Annotated in this window: 13 protein-coding genes; 11 read left to right on the forward strand and 2 right to left on the reverse strand. The window is 61.9% G+C overall.

Annotation, left to right across the window (positions count from 1 at the left end; genetic code table 11):
• The first annotated feature begins 3 nt into the window (after nt 1-3).
• The 6 genes from NLY42_RS27945 (at nt 4) to NLY42_RS27970 (ending at nt 5,985) form a co-directional block, all read left to right on the forward strand.
• The gene (locus NLY42_RS27945) at nt 4-909 is read left to right on the forward strand and encodes a hypothetical protein (RefSeq protein WP_155922473.1); all 906 of its coding nucleotides are present in this window, start codon (nt 4-6) and stop codon (nt 907-909) included.
• An 8-nt stretch (nt 910-917) separates the two neighbouring features.
• Nucleotides 918-2,525 carry a carboxyl transferase domain-containing protein gene (locus NLY42_RS27950; RefSeq protein ID WP_023754788.1) on the forward strand — a complete coding sequence of 536 codons (1,608 nt, stop codon included), beginning with the start codon at nt 918-920 and terminating at the stop codon, nt 2,523-2,525.
• The gene (locus NLY42_RS27955; protein WP_023754789.1) at nt 2,526-3,056 is read left to right on the forward strand and encodes an O-acetyl-ADP-ribose deacetylase; all 531 of its coding nucleotides are present in this window, start codon (nt 2,526-2,528) and stop codon (nt 3,054-3,056) included.
• Between the two features lie 120 nt (nt 3,057-3,176).
• Nucleotides 3,177-3,551, forward strand: coding sequence for a hypothetical protein (locus NLY42_RS27960; RefSeq protein WP_023670207.1), 375 nt, complete (start codon nt 3,177-3,179; stop codon nt 3,549-3,551).
• A gap of 45 nt (nt 3,552-3,596) precedes the next feature.
• A complete protein-coding gene (locus NLY42_RS27965; RefSeq protein ID WP_023684512.1) occupies nt 3,597-3,974 on the forward strand; it encodes a hypothetical protein in 378 nt (125 codons plus the stop codon).
• Nucleotides 3,975-4,023: 49 nt separating this feature from the next.
• Nucleotides 4,024-5,985: an acetyl/propionyl/methylcrotonyl-CoA carboxylase subunit alpha gene (locus NLY42_RS27970; RefSeq protein ID WP_023754790.1), complete on the forward strand. Its 1,962-nt coding sequence runs from the start codon at nt 4,024-4,026 to the stop codon at nt 5,983-5,985.
• Between the two features lie 65 nt (nt 5,986-6,050).
• On the opposite strand, the gene NLY42_RS27975 is transcribed toward NLY42_RS27970, so the two are convergent.
• Nucleotides 6,051-7,172 carry an ABC transporter substrate-binding protein gene (locus NLY42_RS27975; protein ID WP_023687260.1) on the reverse strand — a complete coding sequence of 374 codons (1,122 nt, stop codon included), beginning with the start codon at nt 7,170-7,172 and terminating at the stop codon, nt 6,051-6,053.
• A 386-nt stretch (nt 7,173-7,558) separates the two neighbouring features.
• Nucleotides 7,559-7,825, reverse strand: a complete 267-nt coding sequence (locus NLY42_RS27980; protein WP_006199745.1) for an SEL1-like repeat protein — start codon at nt 7,823-7,825, stop codon at nt 7,559-7,561.
• A gap of 437 nt (nt 7,826-8,262) precedes the next feature.
• Here NLY42_RS27980 and NLY42_RS27985 point away from each other — a divergent pair, with 437 nt between their 5' ends.
• The 5 genes from NLY42_RS27985 to NLY42_RS28005 all read left to right on the forward strand — a co-directional run bounded on the left by NLY42_RS27985 (nt 8,263) and on the right by NLY42_RS28005 (nt 12,109).
• Entirely contained in the window at nt 8,263-8,604 is a 342-nt protein-coding gene (locus NLY42_RS27985; RefSeq protein ID WP_023754791.1) for a DUF2147 domain-containing protein, read from the forward strand.
• 226 nt (nt 8,605-8,830) lie between these two features.
• Complete coding sequence (locus NLY42_RS27990) at nt 8,831-8,983, forward strand: hypothetical protein (protein WP_023670201.1); 153 nt, start codon at nt 8,831-8,833, stop codon at nt 8,981-8,983.
• 39 nt (nt 8,984-9,022) lie between these two features.
• Entirely contained in the window at nt 9,023-9,217 is a 195-nt protein-coding gene (locus NLY42_RS27995; RefSeq protein WP_023670200.1) for a hypothetical protein, read from the forward strand.
• Nucleotides 9,218-9,494: 277 nt separating this feature from the next.
• Nucleotides 9,495-10,955 carry an AMP nucleosidase gene (locus NLY42_RS28000; RefSeq protein WP_023731828.1) on the forward strand — a complete coding sequence of 487 codons (1,461 nt, stop codon included), beginning with the start codon at nt 9,495-9,497 and terminating at the stop codon, nt 10,953-10,955.
• A gap of 140 nt (nt 10,956-11,095) precedes the next feature.
• Nucleotides 11,096-12,109 carry an endonuclease/exonuclease/phosphatase family protein gene (locus NLY42_RS28005; RefSeq protein ID WP_156933752.1) on the forward strand — a complete coding sequence of 338 codons (1,014 nt, stop codon included), beginning with the start codon at nt 11,096-11,098 and terminating at the stop codon, nt 12,107-12,109.

Consider the following 12,109-nt stretch of genomic DNA (forward strand, 5'->3'; position numbering starts at 1 on the left):
TCAATGCCTGGTTTGCCAAAATACCTTGGAGTATTAGCACGGACTATCGTCGCATTGATCCCATTGTCGGGATTTGCGAATGCCGCCTCTTCAGATATGCCGCAATTTCGAGACGTTGCAGCACTGCGGGTTGAAGTCATTTCCCGCCTGAAGGCTGACAGCCGAGTCAAGCAAGCAATTCCCAACCCCGCCGATCCGGCGCGTCTTGACGTAACCAGGGTCGGTTCTACCGGCAAGGATATTCATCTTCAGGTGGACGTTACGAACCTGCTAGGCCGCATTCGCGACCTGCCGGCGGGAGAGGCGGAAACCGAAATCGAACGTTTTCTAACCACGCTCGTGCTCAGCGATAGCGAAAGCGGCTTCCAGGCCGATCTACTGATTGCCAACATTCGACCGCGCGAACATCTCGACGCTTTCAAAGGCGATGGCACAGAGCCCGACAAAGGACCGGCGTTTGAAACCTTGGCGGGTGACGTCGTGATCCTTTACCAGATCGACAATGAGGACTCGCTCGCCAGCGTCCGGCTTGACGATGTTGGAGACCGCTCACTCGCACAGCTTCGCCAGCTTGCTCTGGAAAACATCAACAAGCAGATTACGAAGGTCAAGCAGGAGCGTATCCTCGACGGGATATCGATCTTCACCGTCGAAGGGGATGAGGCCATCTCACCCGCTCTCCTCCTGACCGAAAAATTCTGGGCCACGCTTGGACCGCAATTCCCCAACGGCGTTTTCATAGCCATTCCAAAACGCGATGCCATCGTCGTTGTAGACAAGCGGCTTCCCAATGCGGTTCAGTTTGCTCGCTCATTTATCGACAAGGTTTTCAAGACCGAACCTGATCTTCTCTCCGAGTACATTTTCGAGCGCCGTGACGGCAAGCTGCAAGTCGTGGCAGAGCAATAGGAACCGATGTGGCCGTACTCCAAACCCAGATCTCGCCCTCCTCCGAAACCTACCTCGCCAATGCCGAGCGCATGCGGGCGCTGGTTGCCGACATTGCGGAGAAAGCAACCAGCGTCGAGCGCGGTGGCTCGGAGGAGGCGCGCGAGCGTCATGTTTCGCGCGGCAAGCTGTTGCCGCGCGAGCGGCTGGCGCAATTGCTCGACACCGGCTCGCCTTTCCTCGAGATCGGCCAGTTCGCGGCATGGTCCATGTATGGCGAGGAGATTTCCTCGGCCGGCATCATCGCCGGCGTCGGCCGTGTCGAAGGGACCGAGGTGATGGTCGTGGTCAACGACGCCACGGTGAAGGGCGGCACCTATTATCCGCTCACGGTGAAGAAGCATTTGCGCGCGCAGGAGATCGCGCTGCAAAACAATCTGCCTTGCGTCTATCTGGTCGACAGCGGCGGCGCCAACCTGCCCAACCAGGACGAGGTGTTTCCCGACCGCGAGCATTTCGGCCGCATCTTCTACAACCAGGCCAACATGTCGGCGGCCGGCATTCCGCAGATCGCCTGCGTCATGGGCTCATGTACTGCGGGCGGCGCCTATGTGCCGGCAATGTCGGACGAGACGATCATGGTGCGCAACCAGGCGACCATTTTTCTCGGCGGCCCGCCGCTGGTGAAGGCGGCTACGGGCGAAGATGTCAGCGCCGAGGAGCTTGGCGGCGCCGACGTGCACACCAGGCTGTCCGGTGTCGCCGACCACTATGCGCTGGACGACGAACATGCGCTGGCCATCTGCCGGCGCATCGTCAAAAACCTCAACCGGCGCAAGACTGTAAGCTTGACCTTACAGAAACCCATGCCGCCGCTTCATGACGCGCAGGAACTCTACGGCATCGTGCCGACGGATCTGCGCCAGCCCTACGATGTGCGCGAGGTGATCGCGCGCGTCGTCGACGGCTCCGAGTTCGACGAGTTCAAGCAGAATTACGGCACCACGCTGGTCACCGGCTTTGCCCATCTTCAGGGCATGCCGGTCGGCATCATCGCCAACAATGGCGTGCTGTTTTCCGAAAGTGCTGTGAAGGGCGCGCATTTCATCGAACTGTGCTGCCAGCGCAAGATCCCGCTGATCTTCCTGCAGAACATCACCGGCTTCATGGTCGGGCGAAAGTACGAGGCCGGCGGCATCGCCAAGGACGGCGCCAAGCTGGTGATGGCGGTTGCCACCGCCAAGGTGCCGAAGGTGACGATGATCATCGGCGGGTCGTTCGGCGCCGGCAATTACGGCATGTGCGGCCGCGCCTACTCGCCGCGCTTCCTGTGGATGTGGCCGAACGCGCGCATTTCGGTGATGGGCGGCGAACAGGCGGCGACCGTGCTGGCGGTGGTCAAGCGCGAGGGCATCGAGCGCAAGGGCGGTGAGTGGAGCGCGGACGAGGAAGCGAAATTCAAGAAGCCGATCCTGATGAAATACGAGCATGAGGGTCACCCGCTCTACTCCTCGGCGCGGCTGTGGGACGACGGCATCATCGATCCGGGGAAAACGCGCGAAGTGCTCGCGCTCAGCCTTTCGGCCGCGCTCAACGCCGACATCGAAGAAACGAAGTTCGGCGTGTTCAGGATGTAGATGAGCAAGTTCGGCGAACGGATACATGTCCACACCGGCGACATCACCAGGCTTGCGGTCGATGCCATCGTCAACGCCGCCAATTCCTCGCTGCTGGGCGGCGGCGGCGTCGACGGCGCCATTCACCGCGCCGCAGGCCCGGAGCTCGAATTCGAATGCCGGATGCTGAACGGCTGCAAGGTCGGCGAAGCAAAGCTTACCAAGGGCTATCACCTGCCGGCACGTTACATCATCCACGCGGTCGGACCTGTCTGGCAAGGCGGCGGAAAAGGCGAAGCCGGGCTGCTCGCCTCCTGCTATATCAGGTCGCTCGAAATCGCCGCCGCCAGGGATTGCCGGACCGTGGCATTTCCGGCGATCTCCACCGGCATCTACCGTTATCCGAAAAATGAGGCGACGCAGATTGCCGTTGGCATCGCAGGTACCTTCGTCGGACAGAACTCAACGCCCGAAACAGTTATTTTCTGCTGCTTCGACGAGCCAACAGCTCAACTATACCGACAAGCCGTTGCTGCCATTGAAGGATTCTAGTCTGCATGGATAAGATGGTTCATCCACCTACGCAAAAGAAATTTTCGGTGAGCAGGCTGGCGGCACTGGAGAATAGACGCTATTGTTCATCCCGCATTGGGCAACGGGGATGGGGTAAAGATGAGGCCGAAATATTCGGGAAAAACGACTGCGTCGGTACTTGCAGTCTTGCTTATATTTGCGGTACCCGGCGTTGGCGCCGCGGCATCGCTGGCGGGAAGCAAAGGCGACATCCATTTCTATCCGTATTTGCCGAAAAGCCCGAAAGACCAGTGCACCATGGCTTACAACGCCTATGTGGCCGCCGGCGGCCATTCGGCCTATGCGACCACGCCCTATGCCCGGATCCGTTCGTTGTACATCATCTGCGGCTCGGGCTTGAATGCACCGTCACAGAAGGCTGCCGAAGAACGGGCGATGAAATCCTGCGAGTCCGCCCGCAGCCATTACAAGGTCATTACAGGGGCGGGCTGCGAAGTTGCGGCATCGAAGTAGGCCGACAAGCATCGGCTTGGGCATTTTTCAAATGGGCGGCGCAAGATGAAATCGACACGCATCAAACGAATTACTGTATCGATGCTTGCCGGCCTGCTCGTATTTACGGCACCCGGTATCGGGGCGGCTGGATCGCTGGCGGGCAGCAAGGGAGACACCCGATTCTGGCCTCCGTTGTCACTGAATCCAAAGGAGCCCTGCACGAAGTCGTACAACGCCTATGTCGCGGCGAGTGGCCACTCGGCCTACGCGACCACATTCTACTCGCGCGTCGACGATCTTTACATCATCTGCGGTGCGCGGCTGAACGCGCCATCTCAGAAGGCCGCGGAAGAGTTGGCGTTGCGAAGCTGTCAGGTTGGCCTGAAAAAGTGGAAGGTTCAGACCGCGAGCGGCGGCTGCAAAATCGCGGCTTCGAAATAGGCTCATTCCTGCCAGACCGGCGCCGCCCGAGACAAACCCGGGAGGCTCCATGTTCGCCAAGATCCTGATCGCCAATCGCGGCGAGATCGCCTGCCGGGTGGTACGCACGGCCAGGAAGATGGGGGTGCGCACCGTTGCCGTCTATTCCGACGCGGACGCCAAGGCTCTGCACGTCGAAATGGCTGACGAGGCGGTGCATATCGGCGCTTCGCCCGTCGGTGAAAGCTATCTGCGCGGCGACAGGATTGTTGCGGCGGCGCTGGCGACCGGCGCCGAAGCAATTCACCCCGGCTACGGCTTCCTCTCGGAAAACCCCGATTTCGTCGACCAGGTGGTGGCGGCAGGGCTCACCTTCATCGGCCCGTCGGCCGCCTCGATCCGCGCCATGGGGCTGAAGGACGCGGCCAAGCGGCTGATGGAAAAGGCCGGCGTGCCGGTGGTGCCGGGCTATCATGGCGAGGCGCAGGAGATCGTGCTGCTGGCGTCCAAGGCGCGTGAGATCGGCTATCCCGTTCTGATCAAGGCGCGCGCCGGCGGTGGCGGCAAGGGCATGCGCCGGGTCGAACATCCCGACGATTTCTCCGAGGCGCTGTCGGGCGCACGGCGCGAGGCCAAGGCCGCGTTCGGCGACGACCGCGTGCTGGTCGAAAAATATGTCGACAAGCCGCGCCACATCGAGGTCCAGGTGTTCGGCGACAATTTTGGCAATGCCGTGCATCTCTATGAGCGCGACTGCTCTGCGCAGCGCCGCCACCAGAAGGTGATCGAGGAAGCGCCGGCGCCCGGCATGACGCCGGCGCTGCGCAAGGCGATGACGGAAGCGGCGGTCAAGGCCGCCAAGGCGATCAGCTATTCCGGCGCCGGCACCATCGAATTCATCGTCGATGCCTCGCAAGGGCTGAAGGCCGACCGTTTCTGGTTCATGGAAATGAACACCCGCCTGCAGGTCGAGCATCCCGTCACCGAAATGGTCACCGGCACCGACCTCGTCGAATGGCAGTTGCGCGTAGCCGCCGGCGAAAAGCTGCCAAAGACGCAGAGCGAAATCACGCTTTCCGGCCACGCCTTCGAGGCGCGTATCTATGCCGAGGACGCGGCGAAAGGGTTTCTGCCGGCGACCGGCACGCTGCATCACCTGGCGTTTCCCGACAACGCGCCCGAAGGCGCCAGCATGCGCGTCGAGACCGGCGTGCGGGCCGGCGATGCGATCTCGCCCTTCTACGATCCGATGATCGCCAAGCTGGTCGTCCACGCCAAGGACGGGCAGGCGGCGCTCGACGCGCTCGGGACTGCGTTGTCGCAGACCGAGATTGCCGGCTCGACCGTCAACACCGCCTTTCTCGCGGCACTTGCCGCGAACGCCGATTTTTCGGCCGGCGACGTCGATACCGGCCTGATCGGCAGGCATCAGGAAGCGCTGACCGCGGTCGCCCCGCCGAGCAGCGAGATCGTTGCCGCGGCGGCCCTTGCCGCGGCGGGCGCCGGTGCCTTGCCGCCGTCGAACGATCCGTGGTCGTCGCTTGCCGGCTATGCGCATTTCCACAGCATTGCGCGCCGCACGCGCCTGCGGCATGGCGAGGACGATATACTGGCGCGTGTTTCAGTGCGGCCGGACGGGCGCTTCGAGGTGGCGCTGGACGCGCCCTATGACAGCGTCAATTCGCATGATCTTCGCGCCGCCCCTCGCCTTGCCCGCTGGCCAGGCCACGTCACCGTGTTCGAAGGCGCCGTCGGCTACAGTTTCCTCGTCCCGGATCCGCTGGCGCGAACCGACGAGGCGGCCGCCGCTTCCGGCAGCCTGCGCGCGCCGATGCCGGGCCTGGTCAAGCTGGTGCGCGCGGCAAAGGGCGAAAGGGTGATCAAGGGCCAGCCGCTATTGATCCTGGAAGCGATGAAGATGGAGCACACGATCGCGGCCAGCCATGACGGCGTGATCGCCGAGATCGCCACAGAGGGCGCGCAGGTCACCGACGGAACGGTGCTGGTGCGCTTCGTTGAAGAGGCTTCATAGCCGGCTGGAGGCTTGAACAAAAATGGCCGGGACAAGCCCGGCCATTTCCATGAGTACGCGGCCGCTTACTGCGCGATCGGTGCGTATTTGCCGTCGTGCCACTGGTTGATGTCGTAGCTGGCGTTCTTCAGATCGCCCTTTTCGTCGAAGGTCACGTCGCCGACCACGGTGCTGAACGGCGTGCCGTTCTTCAGCGCTTCGGCGACCTTGACCGGATCGTCTGTTCCGGCGCGCTTGACGCCCTCTGCAAACGCCTGAACGACGGCGTAGGAGAACAGCGTGAAGCCTTCCGGCACGAAGCCGCCCGCCTTGATCTTGGCGATGGCTTCCTTGGCTTCCGGCTTGGCCTGCGGGTCCGACGGGAAGACGAACAGGGTGCCTTCACCGGCGGGGCCGGCGACCTGCCAGAATTCCGGCGAGGCGATCGAGTCCGGCATGATCAGCTGGAACTTGACGCTCTGCTCGGCCGACTGACGCAGGATAAGCCCGGCTTCCGGGTGATAGCCGCCGAAATAGACAACGTCGGCCTTGAGGTCCTTCAGCTTGGTGACGAGAGCCGAATAATCCTTCTCGCCGGCATTGATGCCTTCATAGTCGATCTCCTTGAGGCCACCGGCATTCATCGTCGCCTTCACGGCATCGGCAACGCCCTGACCGTAGGCGCTCTTGTCATGCAGGATAACGACATTCTTGCCGGCATATTTCTTGGCGATCCACGGGCCAATGAAGGCGCCCTGCGCGTCGTCACGCGTATAGAGACGCATGATCGTCGGCCAGCCGGCCTTGGCGGCGGCATCGGTCAGCTCGGGATTGGAAGAGGCCGGGCTCATCATCAGCGCGCCGGCCTCGGCGTAGACGGCGGAAGCCGGGATGCTCGAACCTGAACAGGCATGGCCGTCGATAAACTTGACGCTGTTGGCAACGATCCGGTTGGCCACCGAAACCGCCTGCTTGGGATCGCACTGGTCGTCCTCGATGTCGAGCTTGATCATCGAGCCGTTGACACCGCCGGCGGCGTTGATCGCGTCGGCGGCTGCCGTTGCGCCCTGCTTGAACTGGTCGCCGATCGTGGCGAGCTGTCCGGTCATCGGGCCGACCACCGAAATGGTGATGTCATCGGCAAAGGCAACCGGCGCGCTCATCATCAGGCCAAATACGGCCGCGCTCAAAATACCCGTTTTTTTCATGGTGATAGAACTCCTCCCACACTCGCGCAGCCGCTCTGGCCGCGCTTCTTTCCGAAGGCGGGACAATTTCATCCTTCATTGGGCCTGTCTAGGCGCATCGGCGCCGCTCGATTGGGCCTCATCAACGCAAAAAGCCACGCCAGCCTGTTCCGGCCGGTCGTGGCTTTTTGCTCGTAGCAGTCCCCATGCGCCCCCGCGCCACGAAAACCTGCCCGCCGTCCCCATTGTGCACGACTGGACCGTGCCGGCCTGCCGCGTTCTTGTTCTTTCATGGTCGGCCGTCTTGTCGCGGCCTTGTCGTTTCACCGGTTCCGACCGTCTTTGCGGTCTTGATCCCGGGGCTTCCCTGTTTTCGATAATCTGCCTGCGATAATCTGCTCGCGATCTCAGTGCATCGTCATCCATTCGCGGGCTTCGCGCAGCGCCTTGGCGATCTCGACCTTGGACATTGCGGCCGACAGTTCCGAGCGCAGTTCCGCGGCGCGGACCGAGCCCTTGATGGCGGCGATGTTGAACCATTTGTGGGCGGCAACGACATCGGTCTCGCAATCGCGGCCGGTCGCATACATCATGCCCAGTTCGAAAAGAATGTCGGCCTGGGCAGTTGCCCCCATGGCGCCGAAGCCGGCTTCAAGCATTTCAAAACGTGCCATTTTAGTCCCCTGTCTGGCTCCCGAGAGCGGGCCTCTTCTGTCCCCCGGTGTTCCCTGGGGAGCCGCTCTTTCGATGCTTCCGAGAATGAGGCCGAGCCTTGAATCCGTCGTTAAATGGCGTGCTTAATTTGGAGAAAACAAAGCTAAAACAAGAGGTAAACGCGGAAATTCGTTAAGGATACAAAGTCAGCAATCCCGCCGTTTTTCGATCGATTTGACGAAAATTTGCAAGGCGCCGATCAACACTCTGCTAACCACGCAAACCAAAGCCAACGCCTCGATCGTTTCATTTTCACGGGCTGCGCTCTCCCGACCCCGCATGAAAATTGCGAAACCTTCCGTCGCGGCACGCTTTTGTTTTGCCGGGAGCTGGATTAGCTTACGTTTGCGTAAGCGGCAGAGAGGCGGCTGCCCCATCTAAACCAGGGAGGACAGATATGTTTCGCAATGTGAGCTTGGCCCTGGCGGCCGCCGTGATGATGGCTGGTGCGGCTTGGGCCGATCCGATCGAAGGCAATTGGAAGACACAAGCCGGCGACACAGCAGTAATCGGCGGCAGCGGTTCATTCTCTATCACGCTGAAGACCGGCAAATATGCCGGGAAGACCATCGGTTCGCTCAAGGCGGCCGGGGGCAACAAATATGCCGGCAACATCACCGATCCGGCAAACGACAAGACCTATTCGGGCAAGGCAACACTGTCGGGCACCTCGCTCAAGATGAGCGGCTGCGTGCTCGGCGGGCTGATCTGCAAGAGCCAGACCTGGCACAAGCTCTGATCTTGCTGCTTTGAGTTGACCAACGGGGCCTTCACAGGCCCCGTTTTCTTTTGCAGGACGGTCCGCGCCATAGCGACGACCGTGCCGTTTGCGGCGGCGCAAACCCGAACCGATGCTCTCCCTAAAACATCGTCAATCACTTTGAACCGCAGATGAACGTCGGCATCAGCGCCGGTTCAGTCGCATCAGGGCATTTTGATGGCGTGTTCAAGGAGACACTCCGCAAATGCTCGCTCGCCGCTTCACCATCGTCTGCCTGTTGATGAGCCTGTTCGGGATGCTCTTCGCCATCCTCGTGGCCGAATCCGGCCGTCCGGCCCGTTCCTGGGATGCAGCCAGTTCCTGCCAATTCGATTGCATGAACCATTTTCGCCCCTGAGACGACAAAGACATAGATCCAAACAGAAAAGCAAAAGCCATGAACCGCATCGCCATCAACGCCCTCCAGACCCTTCGGCTCCTGCCGCGGGCGGCGCTCGTCCTGGTCGTGCTGTCGGCGCCGGTCCTGGCCATGCCAATGATGCGGGCCAATGCCGACACGACGATCGACGCGCCGGCGACGAAGAAGCATGGTGTCGGCTTTGTCTTGCTGGTCAGTCTGCAGCGCGGGTAAGGTGTGCCGGTATTAAGGTGATGCCGGCCTGCAAGTGGCGGCCTTGGTGCTCACATGCTTCGAGTACGCTCCGCTCCGGTTCTCGAAGCCAACCAGTTTGGTCGCTTCGCGCCCGTCCTCGACTCCGGCTCAGCCTTACCTGAATCTCAGCACACCTTGGGCGTGGACGAATAAATCGACCACTTGGCGGCCACCCTCCCCTCCCAAGTGCGGCCTCAAGTCTCTATATTGAGCCATGGAAAAGCGAATCTACCCACAAGCTATCGAATCGGTCGTCATGCCGGAGCCTTTCGGCAAGCAGAGCTTCGACGACGCCAAAAAGGCCGTGGCCGCCTTGCAGGTGCTCTACGACCGCAACACCAAGTTTCTGCGCGACTCCTTTGCCACGCTTGCCGCCGGCGGCGACGAAAGCAAGCGCTACCGCGCCTTCTACCCGGAGATCGGCGTCACCACCAATTCGTTCACCCAGATCGACTCGCGCCAGGCCTACGGCCACATGCCGACCCCCGGGCATTTCTCGACCACCATCACCCAGCCGGTGCTGTTCGAACGCTATCTCGTAGAGCAGCTTCGCCTGATCATGCGCAATCACGGCGTGCCGGTAACGGTTTCGGAATCGACCACGCCGATCCCGCTGCATTTCGCGTTCCTTGAAGGAACCCATGTCGATGGCGCCGCCGCCGACCGCATCAAACGGCCGATCCGCGACCTGTTCGACGTGCCGGATCTCGACGGCACCGACGACCAGATCGCCAACGGTACCTTCGAGGTCGCGTTCGGCGAACCAAGGCCGCTGGCGCCGTTCACGGCGCAGCGCATCGACTATTCGCTGCACCGCATGACGCACTACACGGCGACCAGCCCGCAGCATTTCCAGAACTTCGTGCTGTTCACCAACTACCAGTTCTACATCGACGAGTTCGTCGCCCGAGCGCGGGCCCAGATGGCTGAAGGCGGCCACGGCTATACCGAATTCGTCGAACCGGGCAATGTCATCACCAAGGCAGGGCAAAACGCGCCCAGCGAAGGCGTGGCGGCGCCGCGCCTGCCTCAGATGCCAGCCTATCATCTGAAGAAGCCGAACCATGGCGGCATCACCATGGTCAACATCGGCGTCGGCCCGTCCAACGCCAAGACGATCACCGACCATGTCGCGGTGCTGCGGCCACATGCATGGCTGATGCTCGGCCATTGCGCCGGCCTGCGCAACACTCAGGCGCTGGGCGACTATGTGCTGGCGCATGCCTATGTCCGGGAAGACCATGTGCTGGACGATGACCTGCCGGTGTGGGTGCCGATACCGCCGCTGGCCGAGATCCAGGTGGCGCTGCAGGAGGCGGTCGCCGAAGTCACCGGACTTTCCGGCTACGATCTCAAGCGCATCATGCGCACCGGCACCGTCGCCACCATCGACAACCGCAACTGGGAACTGCGCGACCAGCGCGGACCGGTGCAGCGGCTGTCGCAGTCGCGCGCCATCGCGCTCGATATGGAATCGGCCACGATCGCCGCCAATGGCTTCCGCTTCCGCGTGCCCTACGGCACGCTGCTTTGCGTCTCCGACAAGCCGCTGCATGGCGAGTTGAAGCTGCCCGGCATGGCGACCGAATTCTACAAGCGGCAAGTGGCGCAGCATCTGACCATCGGCATCAAGGCGATGGAGAAGCTGGCGGAAATGCCGATGGAACGGTTGCATTCGCGCAAGCTGAGAAGCTTTTCGGAGACGGCCTTTCAGTAGACCGGCTTGCCGTAAATGTTTGCCGCGAGGCGTTTCGTCATCTTGATTGGGCCGCATTTCAGCCGATAAAGGCCTGATACCTCGGCAATGTATTACCCGGTCTATGGGCAAAACCCGGTCTGATGGCACGCGTGCGAAAGATGATGGCTTCAATGGCGTTCCTGGCAATGCTCGGCCTCTCGGCCGCGCTTGTAGCCGGGTTCTTTGGCGCACTGCATCCGGCCTTCGATTCCTTCGCCCATTTCCGCATCCATTTTGCCGTGCTGATGGGGCTGATTGCGCTGCCGCTGCTCGCCACCTCGTTTCGCCTGCAGGCGGGCGTGGGCCTGCTGCTGGCCGTGGCCGCCTTCGCCAGCACGTTGAGCACCTTGCCGCGCCTGTGGCCGGTGCAGGCCGCCAATGACGCCGCGCCCGGCAACGAACCGGTCTACCGGCTGCTGCAGATGAACCTGCGTTTCAACAATCCGACACCCAAGAAGGTTCTTTCGCTGATCGCCAGGACCAACCCGGACGTGATCACGCTCGACGAAGTATCGGCCATGTGGGCGACCGAACTCGGCTATATCGAGAACGCCTATCCCTATCGCATCCTGTGCGCCCATCCCGACGGCGTGTGGGGCGTGGCGCTTTTGTCCCGGCGACCTTTTGCGGCCGGCACCGAGCCGCATTGCGAACCGCGCGGCGCGATGGCGGCCGCCACCGTCGATTTCGGCGGCACTCCGGTCGATGTCGCGGCGATCCATTTGAGCTGGCCGTGGCCGAAGGAACAATACTGGCAGATCGGCGAGTTGACCGAGACGCTCACCTCGCTCGGCGAGACGGCGATCATGGCCGGCGACTGCAATGCCGTGCCGTGGAGCGCCGCGGTACGGCGCGTTGCCTCGCTCGGCGGACTGACCGTGATGCCGTCGGCCGGACCGACCTGGATCCACCGGACCCTGCCCGATTTCCTGCGGCGCTATGTGGGCCTGCCGATCGACCAGGTGTTTTCGAAGGGCGGGGTGACCATCCTGTCGTCGACGCAGATGGAAGAGACCGGCTCCGACCATCTGCCGGTGATGGTGGAATTTTCATTGATGCGCGACGAGACCAAGCCGGTCGACGAGGATTCTACCGCGACTGTGTCGCTGATCCAGCCCAGCATGGGCGGCTAG

The sequence above is a fragment of the Mesorhizobium sp. C372A genome, assembly GCF_030323245.1.
In the GTDB taxonomy this organism is placed as follows: domain Bacteria; phylum Pseudomonadota; class Alphaproteobacteria; order Rhizobiales; family Rhizobiaceae; genus Mesorhizobium.

Coding starts and splice junctions, on each gene's coding strand:
- NLY42_RS27985 (WP_023754791.1), top strand. CDS start 8,263: ATGTTTCGCAATGTGAGCTTGGCCCTGGCGGCCGCCGTGATGATGGCT.
- NLY42_RS28000 (WP_023731828.1), top strand. CDS start 9,495: ATGCCGGAGCCTTTCGGCAAGCAGAGCTTCGACGACGCCAAAAAGGCC.
- NLY42_RS27955 (WP_023754789.1), top strand. CDS start 2,526: ATGAGCAAGTTCGGCGAACGGATACATGTCCACACCGGCGACATCACC.
- NLY42_RS27960 (WP_023670207.1), top strand. CDS start 3,177: ATGAGGCCGAAATATTCGGGAAAAACGACTGCGTCGGTACTTGCAGTC.
- NLY42_RS27965 (WP_023684512.1), top strand. CDS start 3,597: ATGAAATCGACACGCATCAAACGAATTACTGTATCGATGCTTGCCGGC.
- NLY42_RS27980 (WP_006199745.1), bottom strand. CDS start 7,825: ATGGCACGTTTTGAAATGCTTGAAGCCGGCTTCGGCGCCATGGGGGCA.
- NLY42_RS27970 (WP_023754790.1), top strand. CDS start 4,024: ATGTTCGCCAAGATCCTGATCGCCAATCGCGGCGAGATCGCCTGCCGG.
- NLY42_RS27995 (WP_023670200.1), top strand. CDS start 9,023: ATGAACCGCATCGCCATCAACGCCCTCCAGACCCTTCGGCTCCTGCCG.
- NLY42_RS27990 (WP_023670201.1), top strand. CDS start 8,831: ATGCTCGCTCGCCGCTTCACCATCGTCTGCCTGTTGATGAGCCTGTTC.
- NLY42_RS27945 (WP_155922473.1), top strand. CDS start 4: ATGCCTGGTTTGCCAAAATACCTTGGAGTATTAGCACGGACTATCGTC.
- NLY42_RS28005 (WP_156933752.1), top strand. CDS start 11,096: ATGATGGCTTCAATGGCGTTCCTGGCAATGCTCGGCCTCTCGGCCGCG.
- NLY42_RS27975 (WP_023687260.1), bottom strand. CDS start 7,172: ATGAAAAAAACGGGTATTTTGAGCGCGGCCGTATTTGGCCTGATGATG.